Annotated in this window: 23 protein-coding genes and 1 tRNA gene; 19 read left to right on the top strand and 5 right to left on the bottom strand. The window is 63.0% G+C overall.

The window, feature by feature from the left end:
• The first annotated feature begins 3 nt into the window (after positions 1-3).
• The 14 genes from nuoI to pnp all read left to right on the top strand — a co-directional run bounded on the left by nuoI (position 4) and on the right by pnp (position 16,268).
• Positions 4-492, top strand: coding sequence for an NADH-quinone oxidoreductase subunit NuoI (nuoI, locus tag NMB96_RS20335; RefSeq protein ID WP_006450559.1), 489 nt, complete (start codon positions 4-6; stop codon positions 490-492).
• A 4-nt stretch (positions 493-496) separates the two neighbouring features.
• Entirely contained in the window at positions 497-1,159 is a 663-nt protein-coding gene (locus tag NMB96_RS20330) for an NADH-quinone oxidoreductase subunit J (protein WP_172839317.1), read from the top strand.
• On the top strand, positions 1,156-1,461 hold the full coding sequence (nuoK, locus tag NMB96_RS20325; protein ID WP_006450557.1) for an NADH-quinone oxidoreductase subunit NuoK: 306 nt from the start codon (positions 1,156-1,158) through the stop codon (positions 1,459-1,461). Before NMB96_RS20330 ends, nuoK begins: the two co-directional genes overlap by 4 nt.
• A gap of 7 nt (positions 1,462-1,468) precedes the next feature.
• The gene (nuoL, locus tag NMB96_RS20320; RefSeq protein ID WP_255085507.1) at positions 1,469-3,568 is read left to right on the top strand and encodes an NADH-quinone oxidoreductase subunit L; all 2,100 of its coding nucleotides are present in this window, start codon (positions 1,469-1,471) and stop codon (positions 3,566-3,568) included.
• A 20-nt stretch (positions 3,569-3,588) separates the two neighbouring features.
• On the top strand, positions 3,589-5,091 hold the full coding sequence (locus NMB96_RS20315; RefSeq protein WP_023904453.1) for an NADH-quinone oxidoreductase subunit M: 1,503 nt from the start codon (positions 3,589-3,591) through the stop codon (positions 5,089-5,091).
• A gap of 36 nt (positions 5,092-5,127) precedes the next feature.
• On the top strand, positions 5,128-6,588 hold the full coding sequence (gene nuoN, locus NMB96_RS20310) for an NADH-quinone oxidoreductase subunit NuoN (RefSeq protein ID WP_023904452.1): 1,461 nt from the start codon (positions 5,128-5,130) through the stop codon (positions 6,586-6,588).
• A gap of 203 nt (positions 6,589-6,791) precedes the next feature.
• Positions 6,792-6,868, top strand: a tRNA-Met gene (locus tag NMB96_RS20305).
• A gap of 211 nt (positions 6,869-7,079) precedes the next feature.
• Positions 7,080-7,670, top strand: a complete 591-nt coding sequence (rimP, locus tag NMB96_RS20300) for a ribosome maturation factor RimP (RefSeq protein ID WP_023904451.1) — start codon at positions 7,080-7,082, stop codon at positions 7,668-7,670.
• Positions 7,671-7,674: 4 nt separating this feature from the next.
• The gene (gene nusA, locus NMB96_RS20295; protein ID WP_006450552.1) at positions 7,675-9,186 is read left to right on the top strand and encodes a transcription termination factor NusA; all 1,512 of its coding nucleotides are present in this window, start codon (positions 7,675-7,677) and stop codon (positions 9,184-9,186) included.
• A gap of 95 nt (positions 9,187-9,281) precedes the next feature.
• Positions 9,282-11,993, top strand: coding sequence for a translation initiation factor IF-2 (gene infB / locus NMB96_RS20290; protein ID WP_043889306.1), 2,712 nt, complete (start codon positions 9,282-9,284; stop codon positions 11,991-11,993).
• A gap of 173 nt (positions 11,994-12,166) precedes the next feature.
• Positions 12,167-12,559: a 30S ribosome-binding factor RbfA gene (gene rbfA / locus NMB96_RS20285; protein ID WP_006450550.1), complete on the top strand. Its 393-nt coding sequence runs from the start codon at positions 12,167-12,169 to the stop codon at positions 12,557-12,559.
• An 82-nt stretch (positions 12,560-12,641) separates the two neighbouring features.
• Positions 12,642-13,568: a tRNA pseudouridine(55) synthase TruB gene (gene truB / locus NMB96_RS20280; protein WP_043889305.1), complete on the top strand. Its 927-nt coding sequence runs from the start codon at positions 12,642-12,644 to the stop codon at positions 13,566-13,568.
• Positions 13,569-13,724: 156 nt separating this feature from the next.
• Entirely contained in the window at positions 13,725-13,985 is a 261-nt protein-coding gene (gene rpsO, locus NMB96_RS20275; protein ID WP_006450548.1) for a 30S ribosomal protein S15, read from the top strand.
• Positions 13,986-14,153: 168 nt separating this feature from the next.
• On the top strand, positions 14,154-16,268 hold the full coding sequence (gene pnp, locus NMB96_RS20270; protein WP_023904448.1) for a polyribonucleotide nucleotidyltransferase: 2,115 nt from the start codon (positions 14,154-14,156) through the stop codon (positions 16,266-16,268).
• 366 nt (positions 16,269-16,634) lie between these two features.
• Here pnp and NMB96_RS20265 read toward each other — a convergent pair whose 3' ends face one another.
• From NMB96_RS20265 to NMB96_RS20255, 3 genes are all read right to left on the bottom strand, one after another.
• Positions 16,635-17,687: a DUF2272 domain-containing protein gene (locus NMB96_RS20265; RefSeq protein WP_043889304.1), complete on the bottom strand. Its 1,053-nt coding sequence runs from the start codon at positions 17,685-17,687 to the stop codon at positions 16,635-16,637.
• 63 nt (positions 17,688-17,750) lie between these two features.
• Positions 17,751-18,635, bottom strand: a complete 885-nt coding sequence (nadC, locus tag NMB96_RS20260) for a carboxylating nicotinate-nucleotide diphosphorylase (RefSeq protein ID WP_043889303.1) — start codon at positions 18,633-18,635, stop codon at positions 17,751-17,753.
• Positions 18,632-18,901, bottom strand: a complete 270-nt coding sequence (locus NMB96_RS20255; RefSeq protein WP_023904445.1) for a Trm112 family protein — start codon at positions 18,899-18,901, stop codon at positions 18,632-18,634. The genes nadC and NMB96_RS20255 overlap by 4 nt, the downstream gene beginning before the upstream one ends.
• Before the next feature lie 58 nt (positions 18,902-18,959).
• On the opposite strand from NMB96_RS20255, the gene purE reads away from it, so the two are divergent.
• Complete coding sequence (purE, locus tag NMB96_RS20250) at positions 18,960-19,463, top strand: 5-(carboxyamino)imidazole ribonucleotide mutase (protein ID WP_023904444.1); 504 nt, start codon at positions 18,960-18,962, stop codon at positions 19,461-19,463.
• Positions 19,460-20,605 carry a 5-(carboxyamino)imidazole ribonucleotide synthase gene (locus NMB96_RS20245; RefSeq protein ID WP_255085505.1) on the top strand — a complete coding sequence of 382 codons (1,146 nt, stop codon included), beginning with the start codon at positions 19,460-19,462 and terminating at the stop codon, positions 20,603-20,605. Before purE ends, NMB96_RS20245 begins: the two co-directional genes overlap by 4 nt.
• Before the next feature lie 304 nt (positions 20,606-20,909).
• On the opposite strand, the gene NMB96_RS20240 is transcribed toward NMB96_RS20245, so the two are convergent.
• Both NMB96_RS20240 and NMB96_RS20235 read right to left on the bottom strand, forming a co-directional pair.
• Positions 20,910-21,890, bottom strand: coding sequence for an IS5 family transposase (locus NMB96_RS20240; RefSeq protein WP_183086593.1), 981 nt, complete (start codon positions 21,888-21,890; stop codon positions 20,910-20,912).
• A gap of 63 nt (positions 21,891-21,953) precedes the next feature.
• Positions 21,954-22,532 (bottom strand): superoxide dismutase, encoded by a 579-nt coding sequence (locus NMB96_RS20235; protein WP_074057144.1) that lies wholly within the window; start codon positions 22,530-22,532, stop codon positions 21,954-21,956.
• Positions 22,533-22,653: 121 nt separating this feature from the next.
• On the opposite strand from NMB96_RS20235, the gene grxD reads away from it, so the two are divergent.
• Genes grxD through NMB96_RS20220 form a run of 3 tightly spaced genes read left to right on the top strand, consistent with a single transcriptional unit; the run spans position 22,654 to position 24,310 of the window.
• Positions 22,654-22,974: a Grx4 family monothiol glutaredoxin gene (gene grxD / locus NMB96_RS20230; RefSeq protein WP_023904441.1), complete on the top strand. Its 321-nt coding sequence runs from the start codon at positions 22,654-22,656 to the stop codon at positions 22,972-22,974.
• Positions 22,971-23,714: an SDR family NAD(P)-dependent oxidoreductase gene (locus NMB96_RS20225; protein ID WP_023904440.1), complete on the top strand. Its 744-nt coding sequence runs from the start codon at positions 22,971-22,973 to the stop codon at positions 23,712-23,714. The genes grxD and NMB96_RS20225 overlap by 4 nt, the downstream gene beginning before the upstream one ends.
• Positions 23,711-24,310 carry a YhgN family NAAT transporter gene (locus tag NMB96_RS20220; RefSeq protein ID WP_115040429.1) on the top strand — a complete coding sequence of 200 codons (600 nt, stop codon included), beginning with the start codon at positions 23,711-23,713 and terminating at the stop codon, positions 24,308-24,310. Before NMB96_RS20225 ends, NMB96_RS20220 begins: the two co-directional genes overlap by 4 nt.
• Positions 24,311-24,548 lie beyond the last annotated feature (238 nt).

Genomic DNA, 24,548 nt, shown 5'->3' with positions numbered 1-24,548 from the left:
TTGATGAACAAGATCACCCATTACTTCAAAAGCTTGCTGCTGCTCGAACTGCTCGGAGGCTTGTGGCTGACGTTGAAATACACGTTCAAGCCCAAGTACACCGTGCTGTATCCGATGGAGAAGTTCCCGCAGTCGCCGCGCTTCCGTGGCGTGCATGCGCTGCGTCGTTATCCCAACGGCGAAGAGCGTTGCATCGCCTGCAAGCTGTGCGAAGCGGTGTGCCCGGCGCTGGCGATCACCATCGACTCGGCCAAGCGCGAGGACGGTTCGCGTCGTACCACCCGCTACGACATCGATCTGTTCAAGTGCATCTTCTGCGGCTTCTGCGAAGAAAGCTGCCCGGTGGATTCGATCGTCGAGACGCACCTCCTCGAGTATCACTTCGAGAAGCGCGGCGAAAATATTCTTAACAAGCCGCAGCTGCTGGCGATCGGAGACCGGTTCGAAACCGAGATCGCCGAGCGTCGCGCTGCCGATGCCGCCTTCCGTTGAGGTCATGATGGACTGGGTCAAAATTGCTTTCTACGCGTTCTCCGCCGTCGCGGTTGTCTCTGCGGGTGCGGTGATCAGCGTGCGCAATCCGGTGTACGCCGTGTTGTGCCTGATCCTCACCTTCTTCTCGATGGCGTGCATCTGGTTGCTGGTCGGCGCCGAGTTCCTTGGCGTGACGCTGGTGCTGGTCTACGTCGGTGCGGTGATGGTGCTGTTCCTGTTCGTGGTGATGATGCTGGACATCGACACCAGCCGCCTGCGCGAGGGTTGGGTCAAGTACATGCCGGTCGGCGTCATCGTGGCGGTCGCCATGTTTGCGCAGATGGTCACCCTGATCGGCGTAAAGGCACGTAGCGCCACGCCGTTCCCGGCAGACAACGCTGCCGCGCAGGCGGCCGACGTGTCGAACCTGACCTGGTTGGCCAAGAGCCTATACACCGAGTTCCTGCTGCCATTCGAATTTGCCGCAGTGATTCTGACCGTGGCGGTGGTGGCCGCCGTGATGCTGACCTTGCGTAAGCGCACCGGCATCAAGCTGCAGAACGCTGGTGATCAATCGCGGGTGAAGGCGGGTGATCGTCTGCGCATGGTCAAAATGGCGGTTGAAAAGCCGGTGCAGGTCGCGCCGAAGCTCGATGCGGCTGACGGACAGGAGGCGAAGTCTTGATTACCTTGGGCCACCTGCTTGGACTGGGCGCGGTGCTGTTCTGCATCTCGCTGGCCGGCATCTTCCTCAACCGCAAGAACGTCATCGTGTTGCTGATGTCGATCGAGTTGATGCTGCTATCGGTCAACGTCAACTTCATTGCGTTCTCGCGCGAGCTCGGCGACCCCGCAGGCCAGTTGTTCGTGTTCTTCATCCTGACCGTTGCCGCTGCGGAGGCTGCGATCGGCCTTGCGATCCTGGTGACTCTGTTCCGCACGCGCCGCACGATCAATGTGGCCGAAGTCGATACGTTGAAGGGCTGACCTGTAGATGGAAATCACTCTCTCCAAGAGTCTGTTGATTGCGGTGGTGCTTGCACCGCTGGTCGGCAGCATCATCGCCGGCCTGTTCGGTCGCCAGGTAGGGCGCAAGGGCGCGCAATACGTCACCATCCTGGGCGTGGCGGTCAGCTGCGTGCTGTCGTGCCTGACGCTGTATCAACTGGTGGAGCAGGGCGCCAGCCCGTTCAACCAGAACCTGTACACCTTCTTCGACGTCGGTAACTACTCGGCGCATGTCGGCTTCATGGTCGACCGCCTGACCGCGATGATGATGGTGGTGGTGACCTTCGTGTCGCTGCTGGTGCACATCTACACCATCGGCTACATGGAAGAAGACCCGGGTTACCAGCGCTTCTTCAGCTACATCTCGTTGTTCACCTTCTCCATGCTGACGCTGGTGATGAGCAACAACTTCCTGCAGCTGTTCTTCGGCTGGGAAGCGGTGGGCCTGGTGTCCTACCTGCTGATCGGTTTCTGGTTCAAGCGCCCGACTGCGGTGTTCGCCAACATGAAGGCGTTCCTGGTCAATCGCGTCGGCGACTTCGGCTTCATTCTCGGCATTGCCGGTGTGCTGCTGTGGTTCGGTTCGCTGGACTACTCCACCGTGTTTGCCAACGCGACCACCATGGCCGGTGCCAAGGTGCAGCTGTTCGCCGGCCACGAGTGGAGCGTGATGACGCTGATCTGCATCTGCCTGTTCATCGGTGCGATGGGCAAGTCGGCGCAGGTGCCGCTGCATGTGTGGCTGCCGGACTCGATGGAAGGACCGACGCCGATTTCGGCACTGATCCATGCCGCGACGATGGTGACCGCCGGCATCTTCATGGTCGCGCGCATGTCGCCGCTGTTTGAGCTGTCGGAAACCGCACTCAACTTCATCCTGTTCATCGGTGCGACCACGGCCTTCTTCACCGGCCTGATCGGCATCGTGCAGAACGACATCAAGCGCGTGGTTGCGTATTCCACGCTGTCCCAGCTCGGCTACATGACCGTGGCGCTGGGCGTGTCCGCCTACTCGGCGGCCGTGTTCCATCTGATGACGCATGCCTTCTTCAAGGCGCTGCTGTTCCTGGCAGCCGGCTCGGTCATCATCGGCATGCACCACGAGCAGGACATGCGCAAGATGGGCGGCCTGCGCAAATACATGAAGGTGACCTACTGGACCAGCGTGATCGGTACGTTGGCACTGGTCGGTACGCCGTTCTTCTCCGGCTTTTACTCGAAGGACACCATCATCGAGGCAGCTGCGCATCATGCCCACGAGTCGCATAGCTGGATCGCGACCTATGGCTACTGGGCGGTGCTCGGCGGCGTGCTGGTGACCAGCTTCTACAGCTTCCGTCTGCTGTTCCTGACCTTCCACGGCAAGGAGCGCTTCCGCGACGCCCATGCGCACGATGCCCATGCACACGATACGCATGGCCACGATGACCACGGTCATGGCCATCACGGTGCCCATGAGCCGCACGAGTCCAAGTGGGTGGTGACGCTGCCGCTGATCCTGCTGGCGATCCCTTCGGTGGCGATCGGCTTCTTCACCATCGGCCCGATGTTGTTCGGCACCGATTGGCAAGGTCACCACGCGGCGCATGCCATCAAGGGGCAGGCTGTCTCGTTCTTCACCGGTATCGTCGATTTCTACGATCCGGCACGCGACACCGTCGGTGCACTGGCCGAAGAGTTCCATGGTCCGGTGGCCTTCGCGCTGCACGGCATGATGGCGGCGCCGTTCTTCCTGACCGTTGCCGGTCTGTTGCTGGCCGCGCTGTTCTACCTGTGGATGCCCGACCTGGCCACCAAGTCGCGCAAGGCGTTCGCGCCGGTCGTGTGGCTGCTGGAAAACAAGTACGGTTTCGACAAGCTCTGGATCAATGGCTTCGCCGGTGGCGGCGTGGTCCTTGGCAAGGCGTCACGTGCCATCGATACCCATGTGGTCGACGGTGTCGTCGTCAATGGTTCTGCCCGACTGATCGACCTGGCTGCAAATCTGCTGCGTCGCACGCAATCCGGTTTCCTCTATCACTACGCCTTCGCAATGATCATCGGTTTGATCGCCTTGTTGGCGGTACTGATGCATTTCTGGCGTTGACCTGTACGGAATAAGAAAACGTGTCGAACTGGCCTTTACTGTCTATCTTGATCTGGCTGCCGATTATCGGTGGCGCCCTGATCCTTGCGTTGCGCAACGCCGAGACTGCCCGCTGGGCGTCGCTGGCGGTGGCGGTGGCGACCTTTGTGCTGAGTCTGCCGCTGCTGGGCTACGACACCGCCAATGACGCCCTGCAATTCGTCGAACTGCATGCCTGGATCCCGGCCTACAACATCGGCTACAACCTGGGCGTGGATGGCATCGCGGTCGCGTTGATCGTGCTGACCACACTGGTGACGGTGCTCGCCCTGATCGGCGCCTGGCGCTCGATCGACAAGCGCGTCAATCAGTACGTTGCGGCGTTCCTGATCCTGGAAGGCGTCACGCTGGGCATCTTCGCTGCCACCGACGCGATGCTGTTCTACGTCTTCTTCGAAGCCATGCTGATTCCGATGTTCCTGATCATCGGTGTCTGGGGCGGCCCGCGGCGTATCTATGCGGCGATGAAGTTCTTCCTGTACACCTTCCTCGGCTCGGTGCTGATGCTGGTGGGCCTGGTCTACCTGTATCTGAAGGGCGGCAGCTTCCAGCTCGCCGACCTGTACGCGCTGCAGCTGACCGCCAAGGAGCAGACCTGGATCTTCTTCGCGTTCCTGATCGCCTTCGCGGTCAAGGTGCCGATGTTCCCGGTGCATACCTGGCTGCCCGATGCGCACGTCGAGGCGCCGACCGCCGGTTCGGTGATCCTGGCCGCGATCGCGCTGAAGATTGGTGGCTACGGCTTCCTGCGCTTCAACCTGCCGATCGTGCCGGATGCCAGCCATGAGTTCGCCTGGTTGGTGATCACGCTGTCGCTGATCGCGGTGATCTACGTCGGCCTGGTGGCGTTGGTGCAGGACGACATGAAGAAGCTGGTGGCGTATTCGTCCATCGCGCACATGGGCTTCGTCACTCTCGGCACCTTTATCGCCTTCACCCTGGTGCGCGACTACGGCAGCACCGACGCCGCACGCCTGGGCCTGCAGGGCGCAATGGTGCAGATGATTTCGCATGGTTTCGTGTCCGGTGCGATGTTCTCCTGCATCGGCGTGCTGTACGACCGCATGCATACCCGCCGCATCGCCGATTACGGCGGCGTGGTCAACGTGATGCCGTGGTTTGCCACCTTCGCCATGCTGTTCTTCATGGCCAATGCCGGCCTGCCGGGTACCAGCGGTTTCGTGGGCGAGTTCATGGTGATCCTGGCCAGCTTCCAGAAGCACCCGTTGATCGCCTTCGGCGCGGCCACCACGTTGGTGATCACTGCGGCTTACACCTTGTGGCTCTACAAGCGCGTGTTCTTCGGTGAAGTGGCCAACGCTCACGTGGCCGAGTTGAAGGACATCAATGGCCGTGAGGCATTCGTGCTGGGGGTGTTCGCCGCTGGCGTGCTGGCCCTGGGCCTGTATCCGAAGCCGCTGACCGATCTGATGGAACCATCGATCGCCAAGCTGGCTACCCAGATTGCCGCGACCAAGCTGTAACTGCTTGCCGTACGTACCGATTTTCAGGATTTGATGATGACCACGCCAACGCTCGCGCCGTTGACCACCGCTGACCTGGCTCCGCTCGCACCGGAGCTGGTGCTGATCGGCGGCGCCTTTGCTCTGTTGATGCTCGATCTGTTTATGAGCCAGCGGCACAAGGTCTGGACCCACCTGTTCTCCGTGGCCGTGTTGGCCGTGGTGTTCGCGTTGCTGGCGACCGGAACGGGCGGGCAGGGCGAAGCCTTCCACGGCATGTTCGTCCGCGACACCGCAGCCGACGTCATGAAGACGGTGATCGTGCTGGTCAGCGGCCTGAGCCTGGTTTATGGCTGGACGTACCTGCGCGAGCGCAATCTCTATCAGGGCGAGATCCCGGTGCTGGTGCTGTTCGCCACCGCCGGCATGATGCTGCTGGCCTCGGCAGGCAGCCTGCTGATGGTGTATCTGGGTCTGGAACTGCTGGCTCTGTGCTCGTACGCCCTGGTCGCGTCCAATCGCGATAACGGCCTGGCCACCGAAGCGGCGATGAAGTATTTCGTGCTCGGTTCGCTGGCGTCGGGTCTGTTGCTGTACGGCATGTCGCTGGTCTACGGCGCCACCGGCACCTTGAGCCTGGCGGGTATCCACGGCGCGATCGAAGGCTCCAACGAGCGCACACTGCTGCTGACCGGCACCATCTTCATGATCGCCGGCGTGGCCTTCAAGCTGGGTGCTGCGCCGTTCCATATGTGGCTGCCCGACGTGTATCAGGGTGCGCCCGCACCGATCGCGTTGTTCATCAGTTCCGCGCCCAAGTTGGCTGCCTTTGGTATGGCCTATCGCCTGCTCGAAGTCGGCATGGGTCCGTTGTCGCCGCAGTGGCATCTGTTGATCGGCGGCCTGTCGGCACTGTCGCTCGTGATCGGCAACCTGATGGCGATTGCGCAGACCAATCTCAAGCGCATGCTCGCGTATTCGACCGTCTCGCATATCGGCTTCCTGTTGATGGGCGTGGCCGGTGGCGGCGAAGAAGGCTATGCTGCGGCGATGTTCTACGCAGTGAGCTACACCATCATGTCGACCGCTGCGTTCGGCGCCATCATCGCGTTGTCGCGTAACGGGTTTGAAGCCGAGAACATCGACGACTTCAAGGGGCTCAACGCACGCAATCCATGGATGGCCGGCCTGGTGCTGTGCATCATGGCCTCGCTCGCAGGTATCCCACCGTTCCTTGGCTTCTGGACCAAGCTGGCCGTGTTGGGCGCCGCGGTGAAGGGCGATATGTTGTGGCTGGCGTTGGTCGGCGTGCTCTGCGCGGTGATCGGTGCGTACTACTATCTGCGCGTCATCAAGGTCATGTACTTCGACGAGCCGGTGGGTGAGCCGTTGCCGGCCAACAACGACCGCGTGCTTGGTACCGTCCTCGGCGTCAACGCACTCGCACTGCTGGCACTCGGTCTGGCCTGGAGCCCGATCATGGTGTGGTGCCAGCGCGCATTTGCGGGGCTTGCGTAAGACTTACGTGCCTGCATACCGTTGTGGGCGCGTGCGTCAGGCGCGCCTTTGACGCGTTATTGAAATAAAGTCGTGATTGCTGTTTCGTTTTTGTTGCAATGCGGTTATCATTTGCCGCGACGTTGAAGACCTCCAAGGTTTTCAATCGATGAAAAACTAGGGCTTGCAATTGCCGCTCAAGTTCTTCATAATTCCGCTTCTGCTGCGGGGTGGAGCAGTCTGGCAGCTCGTCGGGCTCATAACCCGAAGGTCGCAGGTTCAAATCCTGCCCCCGCTACCAAGTTTGAATTGCTGCTTTAATGCAGTTTGCTTTAGGGCATCAGTTCATGTTCTTGGATCGCAAAGACGCATGTTCCCGTCTTTGCGCCGACCCTGAGAGGTCGGGCTTTTTTCACGCAAGGGGCCCATCGGGCCCCTTGTTTTTTCCGGAACCGGAAAGTTTGCTGCCGGTTGCCGGGGTTCTACTGGCAATCATTTGATCAGGGCAGTCTGTGAGCGAAAAAGCGACCGAAATCGCGAATCTGCTGAGTCCAACGGTTGAGTCCTTGGGCTTGGAACTGCTGGGTGTGGAATATCTTCCCGCTCCAGGTGGCGCCACGTTGCGTCTGTATATCGATGTGCCGCTGACCGAACAGCCCGAGCGTGTGATCAACGTCGATGACTGCGAGCGCGTGAGCCGCGAAGTCTCCGCCCAACTCGACGTCGAAGATCCCATCACCGGTAACTACACGCTTGAAGTGTCTTCGCCGGGTGTGGACCGTCCCTTGTTTACGCTTGAACAGTTCGCACGTCATGTCGGCGAGTCCGCAAAGATCGTGTTGAAGCTGGCGCAGGATGGTCGGCGCCGCTTTCAGGGCAAGATCCTGCGGATCGAGGCTGAGGCCGACGCCGTGGTGTTTGCCATCGACGGCAAGGACGTGCAGATCGGCTTCGACAACATCGACAAGGCGCGCATCCTGCCGGATTGGGTCGCTTTGGGCCTGGCGCCGCAAAAACCGAATAAGCCCGGCCCGAAAAAACCCGGGCACGAGAAGAAGAAACCATCCAACGAGTCGGCGGCTGGCAAGCCGCGCGCGGAGTGACTAAATGAGCAAGGAACTTTTGCTGGTAGTGGATGCGGTGGCCAACGAAAAGGGCGTGCCGCGCGAAGTGATCTTCGATGCGATCGAGGCCGCGTTGGCTTCCGCAGCGAAGAAGCGCTATCCCGACCAGGACGTGCTGGCGCGCGTGACCATCGACCACAAGGACGGTAACTACGAAACCTACCGTCGTTGGGAAGTGGTTGCCGACGATGTAGTGATGGAGTCGCCGGATCGCCAGGTGCGTCTGATGGATGCCATCGACGAAGCCGACGGCGTGGATGTGGGCGACTACATCGAAGAACAGATCGAAAATCCGGATTTCGGCCGTATCGCCGCACAGGCCGCCAAGCAGGTGATCGTGCAGCGTGTGCGCGAAGCCGAGCGTCAGCAGGTTGTGGACGCTTGGAAGGATCGCGTCGGCGAGTTGATCACCGGTGTGGTCAAGCGTGCCGAGCGCGGCAATATCTTTGTCGATCTGGGCGGCAATGCCGAAGCCTTCATTCCGAAGGACAAGGGCATCCCGCGCGATGTGCTGCGTCCGGGCGACCGCGTACGCGGCTATCTGGCCGAAGTGCGTTCCGAACCACGTGGCCCGCAGCTGTTCATCAGCCGCGCCGCGCCGGAATTCATGATCGAGCTGTTCAAGCTCGAAGTGCCGGAAGTGGGCCAGGGCCTGGTCGAGATCAAGGCCTGCGCACGCGATCCGGGCGACCGCGCCAAGATCGCCGTGATTGCGCACGACACCCGCACCGATCCGATCGGCGCGTGCATCGGCATGCGTGGTTCGCGCGTGCAGGCGGTGTCCAACGAGCTCAATGGCGAGCGCGTGGACATCGTGTTGTGGAACGAGAATCCGGCGAACTTCGTCATCAATGCGATGGCGCCGGCCGAAGTGCAGTCGATCATCGTCGATGAAGACAAGCATTCGATGGATCTGGCCGTGGCAGAAGATCGCCTGGCCCAGGCGATCGGCAAGGGCGGCCAGAACGTACGTCTGGCCAGCCGCCTGACCGGTTGGCAGCTCAACGTGATGACCGCCGACCAGGTGGCCGCCAAGTCCGAAGCCGAACAGACCTCCGCGCGCCAGTTGTTCATGGATCGCCTGGAAGTGGACGAAGAAATCGCAGCGATTCTGGTGACCGAAGGTTTCAATACGGTCGAAGAAATCGCCTACGTGCCGGTCGGCGAGTTGCTGGCGGTGGAAGGCTTCGACGAAGACATCGTCGAAGAGTTGCGTGCCCGTGCCCGCGATGCGCTGCTCAACGCCGCGCTGGCCGAGGAAGAAGGCCTGGAAGGAACTCAGCCCACCGAGGACCTGCTGGCGCTGGAGGGGATGGACGAGGAAACGGCCTTTGCTCTGGCCGAGCACGGCGTGCGCACCAGCGAGGATTTGTCCGACCTGGCAGCGGACGAGATCGTCGACTTCGGCATCGAGGGCTTGACCCAGGAGCGCGCCGCGGCGCTGATCCTGGCGGCCCGCGCCGAGGAGATCGCCCGTTTGGAGCGCGGCGAATGAGCCGGCAATGAACCGCGCCCTGACCCCATCAGGGCTTAGAATCAGCGCTTCCCTTGCTCTGGGCGAGGGGGCGCCAACCAGATCATAGGATCCGAATGTCGCAGCAAACCACCATCCGCAAGCTTGCCGAACTGGTCAATACGCCGGTCGATAAACTGCTGGTTCAACTGGCCGAGGCCGGAATGAAGTTCAGCGGTCCCGACCAAGTCGTGACCAGCACCGAGAAGATGAAACTGCTTGGCTTCCTGCGTCGCACGCATGGCAAGGCCGAGACGCCTGCCGAAGCGGCAACCGAAGCAGCCAAGAAGATCACGCTCAATCGGCGCAAGCTGCAGGAAGTCACGGTCAGCGCCGGCCGCACCAAGACCACGGTCAACGTGGAAGTGCGGCAGAAGCGCACCTACGTGAAGTCCGAAAATGAAGGCAGCGGCCGTGCCGCGCCGATGACGCCGGACGAAGAGCGCGCTGACATCCTGGCCAAGCTCGCCGCCTCGCGTCAGCGCAATCTCGACGAGCAGCAGGCGCTTGCCGAAAGCGACCGCGTGCGCGACGAAGCGATTCAGCGCAAGCGCGATGAAGAGCAGGCCGCGAAGGACCGTATCGAAGCCGAGCGCAAGGCTGCCGAGGAAGCCGCTGCGGCTGCCAGTGCGCCGGCGCCGGTTGCTGCCGCGCCTACGCCGTCTTCCGCTCCTGCAGCACGTGCGCCGTCGTCGCCGTCTTCTGCACCGCGTCCGGCCCGTCCGGCTGGCGCATCGCCCGCCTCGCGTCCGGCCACGCCGGCACGTCCGGACGATCGCAATAATGCGGCCAAGCACAAGACGCGCGGTTCGCACGTCATGGTGGCCGGCGTCGAAGACGACGATGCGACCAAGCGCTTTGCCGGGCAGTTGCATCTGTCCGCTGCCGATCGCGCGCGTCGTTCCAATGTACGTAGCAAGCCGACCGGTCGTCCGGGTTCGTCTTCTTCGCGCCGTGGCAACGACAGCGGGCGGGGCGGCAACCAGGGCAACAGCGGCCCGCACGGGTTCGAGCGTCCGACCGCACCGGTGGTGCGTGAAGTGGCGATCGGCGAAACGATCACTGTGGCCGATCTGGCGCAGAAGCTCGCGCTCAAGGGCGGCGATGTGGTCAAGGCGTTGTTCAAGATGGGCGTCATGGCGACCATCACCCAGAGCATCGACCACGATACCGCCTCGCTGGTGACCGAAGAACTCGGCCACAAGGCCACGCGCGCCGACAATGCCGACTTCGAGGATGCGCTGCTGGCGCATGCCGAAGGTGCCGAAGGCGATGCCGTGCAGCGTCCGCCGGTGGTGACCATCATGGGTCACGTCGATCACGGCAAGACCTCGCTGCTGGATTACATCCGTCGCACCAAGATCGCCTCGGGCGAAGCCGGTGGCATCACCCAGCACATCGGTGCGTATCACGTCGAAACCGGTCGTGGCGTCATCAGCTTCCTGGATACGCCCGGCCATGCCGCGTTTACCTCGATGCGTGCACGTGGCGCCAAGATCACCGATATCGTGGTGCTGGTCGTCGCTGCCGATGACGGCGTGATGCCGCAGACCAAGGAAGCGGTGGCGCATGCCAGGGCGGCGGGCGTTCCGTTGATCGTGGCGGTGAACAAGATCGACAAGGCCGGCGCGGATCCGCTGCGGGTCAAGAACGAATTGCTGGCCGAAAACGTGGTGGCCGAAGACTTCGGCGGCGACACCCAGTTTATCGAAGTGTCGGCCAAGCTCGGTACCGGCGTGGACACGCTGCTGGATGCGATCTCGCTGCAGGCCGAAGTGCTGGAACTGAAGGCGCTGTCGGAAGGCCGCGCCAGCGGTACCGTCATCGAGTCGTCGCTGGACAAGGGCCGCGGCCCGGTCGCCACGGTGCTGGTGCAGCAGGGCGCGCTGAAGAAGGGCGATTACCTGGTCTGCGGCATCCAGTACGGCCGTGTGCGCGCGTTGTTCGACGAGACCGGTCATCAGCCGACCTCGGCGGGCCCGTCGATCCCGGTGCAGGTGCTCGGCTTGTCCGGCGTGCCGGAAGCCGGCGACGACTTCGTGGTCGTCGACGACGAGCGTCTGGCCAAGGACGTGGCGCAGCAGCGCGAAACAAAGCGTCGCGAGTCGCGTCTGGTGGCCTCGGCAACCAACCGCATGGAAGACATCCTGGCGCAGATGGGCAAGGGCGAAGGCCAGCAGGTGTTGAACCTGGTGATCAAGGCCGACGTGCAGGGTTCTGTGGAAGCGCTCAAGCAGTCGCTGGTGGCGTTGTCCAACGACGACATCCGCATCAACGTGATCCACTCCGGAGTCGGCGGTATCACCGAGTCCGATGCCAATTCGGCCGCTGCTTCCAAGGCGACGATGATCGGCTTCAACGTGCGTGCGGATGCATCGGCACGCAAGATCGTCGAATCCAACGGCGTGGATCTGCGTTACTTCTCGATCATCTATGACGTGATCGATCAGGTGAAGCAGGTCGCCTCCGGTCTGCTCGGCGTGGAAATCCGCGAAGAGATCATCGGTATCGCGCAGGTCCGCGACGTGTTCCGCAGCTCCAAGTTCGGCGCGGTTGCAGGCTGCATGATCATCGAAGGCGTGGTGAAGCGCAGCAAGCCGATCCGCGTGCTCCGCGACAGCGTCGTGGTGTTCGAAGGCGAGCTGGAATCGCTGCGTCGCTTCAAGGAGAACGTCGAGGAAGTGCGCAACGGTACCGAGTGCGGTATCGGTGTGAAGGCATACAACGACGTCAAGGCCGGCGATCAGATCGAGTGCTTCGAGCGTATCGAAGTCGCGCGTACGCTGTAACGGCTGCGGCTGTTATGGCGACCGGGGCCTGCGGGCTCCGGCGTCGGCAAGCTGGAGTCGGTAACGCCCGATTTTTGGACAGCACGTTTTGCAAGGCGAGGGCGGCATGGCCGCCCACGTTCGTTTTTGGCTTCGGTGCCATCTGGCCCTCCGAATCAACCAGGTCCACGACCATGCCAACCAAATCATTCCATCGCACCGACCGCGTCTCGGCGCAGGTGCGTCGCGACCTCGGCACGATCGTGCACGCGGCCGTGCGCGATCACGGCCTGCCGTCAGTCAGTGTGTCCGATGTCGAAGTCACCCGCGACCTTGCACATGCCAAGGTGTTCGTCACCGCGCTGCAGCAGGAGCGCTCGGTCGAAGCGGTCAAGGGGCTCAAGGAAATCGCCGGTCAGCTGCGCACGCAGTTGGCGCGTGCGATGAAGCTGCGCCACGTGCCCGAGCTGCACTTTCATTACGACGATTCGGTCGATCGCGGCGAACGCATCGACAATCTGCTGCGTGACCTGGACGACATCGGCCCCGAGGCCGCCTCCAGCGACGAAGACGCCGAGCAGCGCTGAGCGCTGTCTGGGACGGCCGCCTCTTTCTACGCGGCCCTGATTTCAACGGGCGCGCATGGCGCCTGATTCGAGCACTGATCTTTTGAAACCCCGCATCGTCTATCGCCCGTTGCACGGCATCCTGTTGCTCGACAAGCCGGCTGGAGTCAGCTCCAACACCGCATTGCAGTCCGCACGCCGTTTGCTGCGCGCCGAAAAGGGCGGCCACACCGGCAGCCTGGATCCGCTGGCCACCGGCTTGTTGCCGTTGTGTCTGGGCGAGGCCACCAAGATCGCCGGCGTGTTGCTTGGTTCGGCCAAGGCCTATGACGCCGAGGTCGTGCTGGGCGTCACCACCGATACCGACGATGCCGATGGCGAACCGCTGCGTGAGCGTGCGGTGCCCGAGTTGAGTGAAGACGCCTTGCGTGCGGCGCTGGCGCCATTTATGGGCCGTATCGCCCAGCAGGCACCAATCTACTCGGCACTCAAGCAGGGCGGCGAGCCGCTGTATGCCAAGGCACGCCGCGGCGAGATCATCGAGGCACCGGTGCGCGAAGTCGATGTGCACGCGATCGAACTGATCGGATATGCCGCGCCACGCCTGCAACTGCGTGTGACCTGCGGTTCGGGCACGTATATCCGCAGCCTGGCGCGCGATCTGGGCGAGGTGCTTGGGTGCGGCGCGCATATCGCCTCGTTGCGTCGGCTCTGGGTCGAGCCGTTCCGCACCCCGCAGATGATCACGCTGGAAGCGCTGTCTGCGGCGCTGGACGCCGGTACCGATGCGCAGGAATTGTTGCTGCCGATCCGGGCCGGATTGGCCGATTTTGCGCGGATCACCCTGGACCAGGCACACACGGCCCGTTTCCGCATGGGCCAGCGCTTGCGCGATGCCGCATTTCCGGATGGCCAGGTGGCCGTGTTCGGACCGGACGGAATCCCCCTAGGCCTAGGCCTGGTGGACATGGAAGGGCGGTTGTCGCCCCAGCGGTTGTTCAATGGACTGAACGAAGCCCAGGCTTGTTAAGTTTTAGTCAACTTGTCCCCGGGCTCGCACGACGTTACAATTTCGCGGCCCCGTTCGGGGCACCTCCAGTGCCAAGCGCGCTCATCCCAAGCAAACGGCGAGTCCGGCGGTGCGTCCTGCACGTTCCTGTCGACCACGCATCTATCGAGAAAACACATGTCCGTCGATACCCAGAAAGTTATTGAAGACAACAAGCGCAGCGCCCAGGACACCGGCTCCCCGGAAGTGCAGGTCGCTCTGCTGACCGCCCGCATCGAGCTGCTGAGCGGTCACTTCAAGACCCACAAGAAAGATCACCACAGCCGTCGTGGTCTGCTGCAGATGGTCAACCGTCGCCGCAGCCTGCTCGACTACTTGAAGAAGAAGGACAGCGAGCGTTACAAGTCGCTGATCGAAAAGCTCGGCCTGCGCCGCTAATCGAGTCCTACCACCGCGGTGCAGCGATGCGCCGCGGTTTTGTTTTGGTCGTTCGCATTCCGTTATTTGCACCAAGTAATTCATGGGCCGGAGCCTCCCGGCCGCCCGTTCTCGGCATGGGTCGACGACGGTCCAACGAAGACAGCAACACCTAAGGAAAAAACCTCCGTGGCAAAAATCACCAAAACCTTCCAGTACGGCAAGCACACCGTCACCCTGGAGACGGGCGAAATCGCTCGCCAGGCAGGCGGCGCCGTCATCGTCAAGTTCGACGACACCGTACTGCTGGTCACCGCCGTCGCCGCGAAGAGTGCGCGCGAAGGGCAGGACTTCTTCCCCCTGACGGTTGATTATCAGGAGAAGTTCTATGCCGGCGGCCGCATCCCGGGCGGCTTCTTCAAGCGCGAAGGACGTGCGACCGAGAAGGAAACGCTGATCTCGCGCCTGATCGACCGTCCGATCCGTCCGCTGTTCCCGGAGGACTACAAGAACGAAGTACAGATCATCGCCACGGTGATGTCGATGAACCCGGACATCGACGGCGATATCGCCGCGCTGATCGGCGCATCGGCCGCACTGTCGCTGGCCGGTACCCCCTTCAACGGCCCGATCGGCGCCGCCAAGGTGGGCTACAAGAACGGTGAGTACATCCTCAACCCGACCATCTCCGAGCTGAAGGATTCGCAGCTGGAGCTGGTGGTTGCCGGTACCGCCAATGCGGTGCTGATGGTGGAGTCGGAAGCGGCGCTGCTGTCTGAAGAAGTGATGCTGGGCGCGGTCACCTTCGGCCATCGCGAGCTGCAGAAGGTCATCAACGTCATCAACGAGCTGACCGTCGAAGCCGGCACCAAGCCCAGCACCTGGGTTGCGCCTGCCAAGAACACCGCGCTGATCAATGCACTGAAGGAAGCGGTCGGCGCGCAGCTGTCCGGCGCCTTCCAGGTGCGCGACAAGCTGCAGCGTCGCGACGCGATCTCCGCGATCAAGAAGGACGTGCTCGAGTCGCTGGCCGGCCGGGTTGCTTCGGAAAGTTGGAGCAGTGCCGAGCTGTCGAAGGAATTCGGCGAGCTGGAATACCACACCATGCGCGACTCGGTCCTGGAGACCAAGGTGCGTATCGACGGCCGTGCACTGGATACGGTGCGTCCGATCTCGGTGCAGGCCGGCATCCTGCCGCGTACGCATGGCTCGGCGCTGTTCACCCGCGGCGAGACCCAGGCGATCGTGGTCACCACGCTGGGCACTGCCCGCGACGGCCAGGTGATCGACGCGGTCAGCGGCGAGTACAAGGAAAACTTCCTGTTCCATTACAACTTCCCTCCGTACTCGGTGGGCGAGTGTGGTCGTTTCGGTGCGCCGAAGCGTCGCGAAATCGGTCACGGCCGTCTGGCCAAGCGCGGCGTGCTCGCGGTGATGCCGAGCCTGGAAGAATTCCCGTACACCATCCGCGTCGTCTCGGAAATCACCGAGTCCAACGGTTCTTCGTCGATGGCGTCGGTGTGCGGCAGCTCGCTGGCGCTGATGGACGCCGGCGTGCCGGTCAAGGCACCGGTGGCGGGTATCGCCATGGGCCTGGTGAAGGAAGACGACCGCTTCGTGGTGCTGTCCGACATCCTGGGTGACGAAGATCACCTGGGCGACATGGACTTCAAGGTGGCCGGTACTGCCGAAGGCGTGTCCGCGCTGCAGATGGACATCAAGATCGAAGGCATCACCGAAGAGATCATGAAGCAGGCATTGCAGCAGGCCAAGGCTGGCCGTCTGTACATCCTGGGCGAGATGTCCAAGGCGCTGACCACCCCGCGTCTGGAGCTGAGCGACTACGCGCCGCGTCTGCTGACCATCAAGATCCACCCGGACAAGATCCGCGAAGTGATCGGCAAGGGTGGCTCGACCATCCAGGCGATCACTAAGGAAACCGGTACCCAGATCGACATCCAGGACGATGGCACGATCATCATCGCCTCGGTGAATGCGATTGCCGCGCAAGCTGCGAAGTCGCGCATCGAGCAGATCACCTCGGACGTGGAGCCGGGCCGCATCTACGAAGGCAAGGTCGCCAAGATCATGGACTTCGGTGCGTTCGTCACCATCCTGCCGGGCAAGGACGGCCTGGTGCACGTCTCGCAGATTTCCAGCGAGCGCGTGGAGAAGGTCGGCGACAAGCTGAAGGAAGGTGATCTGGTCCGCGTCAAGGTGCTGGAAGTGGACAAGCAGGGCCGCATCCGTCTGTCGATCAAGGCAGTGGAAGAAGGCGAGGGCGTGCCGGCTTCGGCTGAGTAATCGCTGCTGTTTGATGCATCACTTGAGTGATGCGTGACGAAAAAGCGGGCTTCGGCCCGCTTTTTTGTTGTCTGCGATAGCAACACGTTCCTTCTCCCTCCGGGAGAAGGTGCCCCGCAGGGGCGGATGAGGGTACGTGCGAAGCCTTGTGCAGTTGGAGCGACGCGAGGGCTTCGCCACGTACCCTCACCCCAACCCCTCTCCCGCAGGAGAGGGGCTTTGATTCCTTCTCCCATCGGGAGAAGGTGGCGCGTAGCGCCGGATGAGGGTGCGGGCGAAGCCTAGTGCGGTTGAAACGACATAAGGGCTTCGCCACGTACCCTCACCCCAACCCATCTCCCGCAGGGAGAGGGGCTCTGATCCTTCTTACCCAGGCTGCTGCGTCGGCGCAGGTTGCGCTTCGGGACGCGGTGGTACAACACGCGGAAAACCCGGCGGCATCGGTTGATCTGCGGGCAAAACGGAAGGCGCCGGCAATGGCTCACTCGGTGGTGGCGCGGTCATTACCGCATCAGGACGCAGCTTCAACAAGGCAGCCCAGTCGCGTCGATTGAAATCGCACAGTTCTTCGTGCGCTGGCGTGCATTCGCTGGCGATGCCCAGGCTGTCTTCGTTCTGGTCCTGAGCCGTGTCGGACTGCGGCGTCGGCAACACCACGCGGCCAGCGCGATCCAGCGGCATCTTGCGCATCATCACCGTGTTGAACACATTGCCGCCGATCAGATACAGCGTGCGGTCGCCACCGACGTTGGCAGCTATCACCACATCGCAATGCGATTGCCACGGCATCGGTGTGCTACCGCCAAGCGCGGCCTTGAGGCCTGCATAGCCGAGCGACACACTGCGCCCGCGCAGCAGGCAGAGCATATCGCCAGGGGCGGGTTTTTCCACTGCAGGGTCGGTGAACCGATACGGGCCGCTGGCGCCGTCGTTATAGGCGCTGCGGATGTAATCCAGATGGCGCGCGGAGCGATGGAAGCCGCTCAAGCCGGCTTGCGTCATCACCCATGAGATGAAAGCCGCCGACCAGGGATTGTCGACCACAAAGGCGCGGCACTCGCTGGCGGTATAGCGCGTGCCATCCAGCGCTGCGCAATTGGATGCGCCTGGGCGACCGCCCATCGATGCCAGCGTACCGCTGTCGCGCCAGTAGCCTGCGACGCGTTGCCATGCGACCACGCCATGGTCGGCGAGATAGCCCGATTCGGCTTCGGTCACGCCAAGACTGGCCAGGCGACCTTTGGTATCGATGAAGGGGTGTTGCCACAAGCGGTGTTCGTTGCAGGCGCTGCGCACGATGGCGATCGCTGCCGGGCTGGTGCCGAACCGTGGCGGCATGTCGCACACTTCCGCAGCAGCCGCGCTGCCGCCCCATCCTGCCAGCAACACGCAGATCCACGGCCAAGGTTTTACAGTCATCGCAGATCCAGTACTGAACAATCGCAGCAGGCTGACAGAGCTGCCTGCGGGCACACGTGAAATCTAGTGTGGGGGCGGGCCGAGTTTGAGCGACAGATCCACCGCCTGCACGTGCTTGGTGAGGCCGCCGATGGAAATGCAGTCCACGCCATCGTTGGCAATCGCGGCAATGCCGGCCAGATCCACGCTGCCTGACACTTCGATCGGAATGCGTTGTCCCAGTGGCAGGGCGGCAACGATACGCACGGCTTCGCGGCGCATTGCCGGGTCGAAGTCGTCGATCAGGATGCGCGTGCAGCCCACCTGCAATGCTTCGCGGAGTTGCTCCAGCGTTTCCACTTCGGCCACCAGCGGCAACTGCGGTTGCTGCGCACGTGCGGCATGCACGGCGGCGCTCAACGAGCCGGCGGCGCGGATATGGTTTTCCTTGAGCATCACCGTATCGAACAAGCCGATGCGGTGATTGTCGCCACCGCCGCAGCGCACCGCGTATTTCTGCGCGGCGCGCAGCCCCGGTAGCGTTTTGCGGGTGTCCAGAATGCGCGTGCCGGTGCCGGCTACCGCAGCGACATACGCAGCAGTGGTGGTCGCGGTAGCCGAGAGCGTCTGCATGAAATTGAGCGAGGTGCGTTCAGCGCTGACCAGGCTGCGGCTGCGGCCATGCAGGAGGGCCAGCACGGTGCCGGCACGCACGTGCTGGCCTTCGTGCACGTGCCAATCGATGCGCACCTGCGGGTCGAGCGCACGATGCGTGGCGTCGAACCAGGGGCGGCCGGCGATCACCGCATCCTGCTTGCACAGCAGATACGCGCTGTCGGCCTGATCGGGCAACAGCGCGGCGGTGACATCGCCGGTGCCGATGTCCTCGGCCAGCGCGCGTGCCACATCGGCATCCACCAGCGCGGCGGGTGGCGCCTCCGGCACGATCGTGCGCGCGGAAGAACTCACTTTTCGGGGAAGTCGGCGATCTGCGCAGTGCCGATGGCTTCCTCAGCCAGCAGCACCGGAATGCCGTCGTCGACGCGGAAGATCTGCTTGCGGTCGCGGGTGATCAGCGCCTCGCGCAGCGGCTGTGCCTGCACGGTGCCGTCGGCACGCTGCAGGTTTCCGCCGGCGATGGCGGTGTTGAGTGCCTCCAGGCCCTTGCCGTCGAGCAGCGAAAGCGGTTGGCGGGTGTCGGGCGAGCACAGCAGGTCGAGCAGTTTGCGATCCATCGAAGTCTTGTCTTGCGTGGAGATTGGCTAGAATACGTCTTTACCGCAGGGCAGGGCCATGACCTCCAACCACTCCGCGCCGCTGGTCGGCATCGTGATGGGCTCCCGTTCGGATTGGGAAACCATGCAACACGCAGCTCAAAAGCTCGATGCGTTGGGCGTGCCTTACGAAGTCAAGGTGGTCTCGGCGCATCGCACCCCCGATGTGTTGTTCACCTATGCCGAGCAGGCGGGCGAACGCGGCCTGCGCGCGATCATCGCTGGTGCCGGTGGCGCGGCGCACTTGCCGGGCATGTTGGCGGCCAAGACGGCGGTGCCGGTGCTGGGTGTGCCGGTGCAGTCCAAAGCGCTCAACGGCATGGATTCATTGTTGTCCATCGTGCAGATGCCGGCCGGGATTCCGGTTGCCACGTTTGCCATCGGCAATGCCGGTGCCGCCAATGCGGCGTTGTTCGCCGCAGCGATGCTGGCACCCGAGCAGGCGCAGATCGGACTGGCATTGGCGCAGTTTCGTGCCAAGCAGACCGACGATGTGATAGCCAGCGACGACCCGCGCCAATGACCACGGTTGGTATTCTGGGTGGCGGCCAACTGGCGCGCATGCTGGTGTTGGCCGGCGCGCCGTTGGGGCTGCGCTTTGCGGTGTTCGACCCGGCAGCAGATGCCTGTGCAGGGCAGGTGGCACCGCTGCAGGTCGGCGCATTCGACGAGACCGCTGCGCTTGCCGCATTCGCCGCGCAAGTAGACGTGATCACTTTCGATTTCGAAAACGTGCCGGCCGCCAGCGCGCAGCAGTTGGCCGCGCAGGTGCCGGTGTTTCCCAGTGCTGCCGCATTGGCGGTGGCGCAGGACCGGCTCAGCGAAAAAACCTTGTTCCGCGAGCTTGGCATTCCGGTGCCCGAGTTCGCCGCGATCGACGACCGTGCGGGACTTGATGCCGCATTGGTGCGCATCGGTACGCCCTGTGTGCTCAAGACGCGCCGCTTCGGCTACGACGGCAAGGGCCAGTTCCGCATCAGGACGCCGGCCGATGCCGATGCCGCATGGGACGCGCTCGGCGCGCAGGCGGCGAACGTCGGGCTGATCGTGGAAGCCTTCGTGCCGTTCCAGCGCGAAGTCAGCGTGGTGGCGGTGCGCGGCCGCGATGGCGAGTTCCGCGCCTGGCCGCTGACCGAAAACTGGCATGTGGACGGCGTGCTGTCGGCCAGTCTTGCGCCTGCAACTGTGGGTGCCGAGTTGCAGGCGGCAGCCGAGGCGCATGCGCGCGCGATCGCCGAGCGCCTGGACTATGTGGGCGTGTTTGCGCTGGAACTGTTTGTGCGCGATGGCGAGCTGCTCGCCAACGAGATGGCGCCGCGCGTGCACAACTCCGGCCATTGGACCATTGAAGGCGCAGAGACCTCGCAATTCGAAAATCATGTGCGTGCCGTGCTTGGTTTGCCGCTCGGCAGCACTGCGATGCGCGGGCACGCCTGCATGCTCAACTGGCTGGGTGCGATGCCGGACGCTGCTGCGTTTCTGGCAGTGCCCGGCGGGCACTGGCACGACTACGGCAAGCAATCGCGTGCAGGTCGCAAAGTCGGCCATGCAACGCTACGCGCCGATACGCCGTTGCTGCTTGCGCGCGCATTGGTCAATGCGGGCAGTGCCTTGCAGCGTGAGACGCAGGTTGGGCCGGTGGTTGCACGCTTGAGTGAAGCGTGATCTTCAAGGCGTATTAGCAGTGGCGCGGCAAAGTAGCGGCAAAACGCGCGACTCGTACTTAAGCCTTGTCGCGCAGCTCGATAACCTTGTCGCGCAGATCAATAGCCGCCACGCGCGGCTCTGCAGCAGTCGATCGATCTATTCACCGCGACCACAACTACTCACCGCTGAGCCCAACTGCATGGCTAGGGATGGTCTGATCAACGGCATCGGAGGATGAGCCTAACCACATCGACCAGGCTGACGGCGCTCAGATCCTCGATTTTTTTGCCGTTTCCGGCGCGTTTGCAGGGTGTTGCCCGGGTTACAGGCGCACGTTCCCCATCGTCGGCAGTAACTGCTTTCGCTTCATCCACAGGTTCGATAGCGCAAACAAGGTCAGCACCTGCGCGGTGTTCTTGGCCAGGCCGCGATAGCGGACCTTGGTGTAGCCGAACTGGCGCTTGATCACCCGGAATGGATGCTCCACCTTCGCGCGCACGCTGGCCTTGAAGTGTTCCCAACGTCTTTCCCGAGCACGCTCGCGTTTGTTGCCGAGGGCTTGCATCGTCGAGGGCCTGGCGGCGATGAAGAATGCAGCCTTGCAGGCCTGCAGTTCTTCGCGTTTGTCCGCACCGGTGTAGCCGCTATCGCCGAACACGCTGTCTTCTTTGCCATGCAGCAACGTGTGCATCACCGTGACATCGGCGACGTTGGCGGCTGTGCAATGGACGTGGTGCACCAACCCGGAAAATTCATCCACGCCGATGTGCGCCTTCATCCCGAAATACCACTGATTGCCCTTCTTGGTCTGATGCATCTCAGGGTCGCGCGCGTTGTCGGCATTCTTGGTCGAACTGGGCGCCGCGATCAGCGTCGCATCGACGATCGTGCCCGACCGCAGGCTCTGGCCCTTGCGCGCCAGATGCGCGTTGACCGCTTCCAGCATCCGCGCGGCAAGGCCATGGGTCTCCAGCAGGCGCCGAAAGTTGAGAATCGTGGTCTCGTCCGGAACGTTGTCCAAGCCACCGAGCTGGGCAAACCGCCGCAAGGTCGGGATCTCGTGCAGTGCTTCTTCCATCGCCGGATCGCTCAGCGCATACCACTGCTGCAGCAGATGAATCCGCAACATCGTCGCCAGTGCGTACGGCTGCCGACCTGGCCGGCCCGATACCGGATAGTGCGGCGCGATCAGACCGAGCAGTTGCTGCCACGGAACCACCTGCTCCATCTCGGCCAGAAAGATCTCCCGCCGGGTCTGCTTGCGCTTGCCCAGGCCCTCAGCGTCACCGAACGTCAGTTGCATGGATCACTCCTCAACATGAGGCGGGTAGTGTCGCGTATCTGTGGTGCGTTGTTCAGAGGTTCCCTAGCCCAACCGGCTAGCCACAAACTCCCAGTTGATCAGCTTCCAGAACGCGTCCAGGTAGTGCGCGCGATCCTGCTGATAGTCCAGGTAGTACGCGTGTTCCCACAGGTCGCAGACGAGCAGTGGCGTGTCCGGCCCGGTCAGCGGCGTGGACGCATTCGGCGTGGCAACGACCGCCAAGGCGCCGTCTGGGCGCTGCACCAGCCACACCCAGCCCGAGCCGAACGTACCCAGCGCAACACGGTTGAATTCCTGCCTGAAGTGCGCAAAGTCGCCGAACGATGTAGCGATGCTGTCGGCCAGCCGGCCCAGTGGCTCGCCGCCGCCGCGTGGGCGCAGGCATTGCCAATAGAAATTGTGGTTCCAGACCTGCGCGGCCAGATGAAACAGCGTGCCTTGCGCCTGCGCGATGATCTCTTCCAGCGTCAGCTCGGCGAACTCGCTGCCTTCGATGCGCGCATTGAGCCGTTCGACCTCGCTGCGATGACAGACGCCGTGGTGCGCCTCCAATGTTGCGGATGAGAGATGCGGCTCCAGAGCGGCGCGGGAGTAGGGCAGTGCAGCGTGTTCGATCGGCATGATGGCAAGGGCAGCGAAGGGAGTGCGGCGACAGGTCGCGCTGAAGGCTTACAATGCGCGCCTTTGCGGAAGTCTATCCGACCCGGCGGTCGGGCCTGCCGCTCCCAGTCAGGAGAGTCCAATGCCGGTGATGGAACGGATCCAGGCCGAAGTCGAACAACACCCGATCGTGTTGTTCATGAAAGGCACCCCGCAGTTCCCGATGTGCGGGTTTTCCAGTCGCGCAGTGCAGGCATTGGTCGCTGCCGGCGCCAACCAGCTGCGCACAGTCAACGTGCTGGAAGAACCCGAAGTGCGCGCAAATCTGCCGCGCTATTCCAACTGGCCGACCTTCCCGCAATTGTTTATCCACGGCGAGCTGATCGGTGGCTGCGACATCACGCTGGAACTGTTCGAAGCCGGCGAGCTCAAGCGCATCGTCAGTGAGGCCTATCAGCCGTGAGTGCGTTGCAGGGCCAGCCCGAGGCGGCTGCGCTGGCTGAGCGCGTGGTGCTGATTACCGGTGCCGCCGGCGGCCTGGGCGCTGCCGCTGCACAGGCCTGCGCATCTACCGGTGCGACCGTGGTGCTGCTCGGTCGCAAGCTGCGCCCGCTGGAGCGCGTTTACGATACGGTTGCCAAGCTCGGTCCGGAGCCGTTGCTGTATCCGCTGGATCTGGCCGGCGCTACGCCAGACGATTACATCGCACTTGCGCAACGGCTGCAGTCCGAGCTGGGGGGGCTGCATGGCCTGCTGCATTGCGCCGCCGACTTCGCCGGCTTGACTCCGGCCGAGCTCGTGGCGCCTGCGGACTTCGCACGCAACCTCCATATCAATCTCACCGCGCGCGTCTGGTTGACCCAGGCCTGCCTGCCGCTGTTGCGGCAGCAAGGCGATGCGGCGGTGGTCTTCGTCGTCGATGACCCTGCACGCGTTGGCCAGGCGTATTGGGGTGCCTATGGCGCTGCCCAGCATGCACAGCGTGGCCTGCTCGCCAGCCTGCACCACGAAACCGCCGCCGGCCCGGTGCGTATCAGCGGCCTGCAGCCCGGGCCGATGCGCACTGCCTTGCGCGCACGTGCTTTCACCCATCAGGAAGATAGCGAAGCGGTCGACCCCGTGCGCTATGCGTCCGCCTGCGTCACATTGCTGTCCATGGCGGGCGCTGCGCACCGTGGTGCGATCTGGAGTCCTTCCGTATGACCATCTTGTCGGCAGCCTTGCTGCTGTTCCTGATTCTCGACCCGCTGGGCAACATCCCGGTGTTTCTCAGCGTACTCAAGCCGCTGCCGCCGAAGCGCCAGCGCTTCGTGCTCGCGCGCGAGTTGCTGATCGCCTTGTTTGTGCTGATGGCATTTTTGTGGGGCGGCAAGTACGCGCTGGAGTTGATGCATCTGCGTCAGGAATCGGTGGCCATCGCCGGCGGCATCGTGCTGTTCCTGATCGGCATCCGCATGATCTTCCCGCGCCCGGAAGGCCTGATGGGCGAGATCCCCGATGGCGAACCCTTCATCGTGCCGCTGGCCATCCCGCTGGTGGCCGGCCCGTCCGGCATGGCTGCGGTGATGCTGATGGGCAGCAACGAACCGACCCGGTTATGGGATTGGAGCCTGGCGCTGATGATTGCCTGGGTCGGTGCATCCACGATCCTGGCCTCGGCCCCGCTGTTGTACAAACTGCTCGGTCATCGTGCACTGACCGCGATCGAGCGACTGATGGGCATGCTGCTGGTGGCCATTTCGGTGCAAATGTTCTTGGACGGCTTGGGCACTTACTTCAAGTTGCCGGTGTCGATTTAGGGCGAGCTGGGGCAGGGCACTAGGCGTGCGTGGATAAAGTTGGTGCGGCCGGCGGTTGACTGGAGCCCAAGCGCAAGATTGATCCGATGTACTAGCTGTCCCCCACTCCGGGAGTTGCGTGCAGCTTGATCTGGGATGTTGCTCATTCGGCCCGGCTCGGCTGCAGGCTTAGCGATGAGCGGTCTGCGCCGTGGCATGACTCCGCATCAACCTGGTAGACGGCTTCACATCGCATCCG

This window comes from Xanthomonas hortorum (genome assembly GCF_024339125.1).
Taxonomy (GTDB): Bacteria; Pseudomonadota; Gammaproteobacteria; order Xanthomonadales; family Xanthomonadaceae; genus Xanthomonas; species Xanthomonas hortorum.
Note: the sequence above shows the minus strand (reverse complement) of the source record. Positions and strands in the feature narration are given on the sequence as shown.

Bases quoted from the DNA above. Each gene is read 5' to 3' on its own strand.
- nuoI (WP_006450559.1), top strand. From the start codon at position 4: ATGAACAAGATCACCCATTACTTCAAAAGCTTGCTGCTGCTCGAACTG.
- NMB96_RS20330 (WP_172839317.1), top strand. From the start codon at position 497: ATGATGGACTGGGTCAAAATTGCTTTCTACGCGTTCTCCGCCGTCGCG.
- nuoL (WP_255085507.1), top strand. From the start codon at position 1,469: ATGGAAATCACTCTCTCCAAGAGTCTGTTGATTGCGGTGGTGCTTGCA.
- nuoN (WP_023904452.1), top strand. From the start codon at position 5,128: ATGACCACGCCAACGCTCGCGCCGTTGACCACCGCTGACCTGGCTCCG.
- nusA (WP_006450552.1), top strand. From the start codon at position 7,675: ATGAGCAAGGAACTTTTGCTGGTAGTGGATGCGGTGGCCAACGAAAAG.
- infB (WP_043889306.1), top strand. From the start codon at position 9,282: ATGTCGCAGCAAACCACCATCCGCAAGCTTGCCGAACTGGTCAATACG.
- rbfA (WP_006450550.1), top strand. From the start codon at position 12,167: ATGCCAACCAAATCATTCCATCGCACCGACCGCGTCTCGGCGCAGGTG.
- rpsO (WP_006450548.1), top strand. From the start codon at position 13,725: ATGTCCGTCGATACCCAGAAAGTTATTGAAGACAACAAGCGCAGCGCC.
- NMB96_RS20265 (WP_043889304.1), bottom strand. From the start codon at position 17,687: ATGACTGTAAAACCTTGGCCGTGGATCTGCGTGTTGCTGGCAGGATGG.
- NMB96_RS20255 (WP_023904445.1), bottom strand. From the start codon at position 18,901: ATGGATCGCAAACTGCTCGACCTGCTGTGCTCGCCCGACACCCGCCAA.
- purE (WP_023904444.1), top strand. From the start codon at position 18,960: ATGACCTCCAACCACTCCGCGCCGCTGGTCGGCATCGTGATGGGCTCC.
- NMB96_RS20245 (WP_255085505.1), top strand. From the start codon at position 19,460: ATGACCACGGTTGGTATTCTGGGTGGCGGCCAACTGGCGCGCATGCTG.
- NMB96_RS20240 (WP_183086593.1), bottom strand. From the start codon at position 21,890: ATGCAACTGACGTTCGGTGACGCTGAGGGCCTGGGCAAGCGCAAGCAG.
- NMB96_RS20235 (WP_074057144.1), bottom strand. From the start codon at position 22,532: ATGCCGATCGAACACGCTGCACTGCCCTACTCCCGCGCCGCTCTGGAG.
- grxD (WP_023904441.1), top strand. From the start codon at position 22,654: ATGCCGGTGATGGAACGGATCCAGGCCGAAGTCGAACAACACCCGATC.
- NMB96_RS20220 (WP_115040429.1), top strand. From the start codon at position 23,711: ATGACCATCTTGTCGGCAGCCTTGCTGCTGTTCCTGATTCTCGACCCG.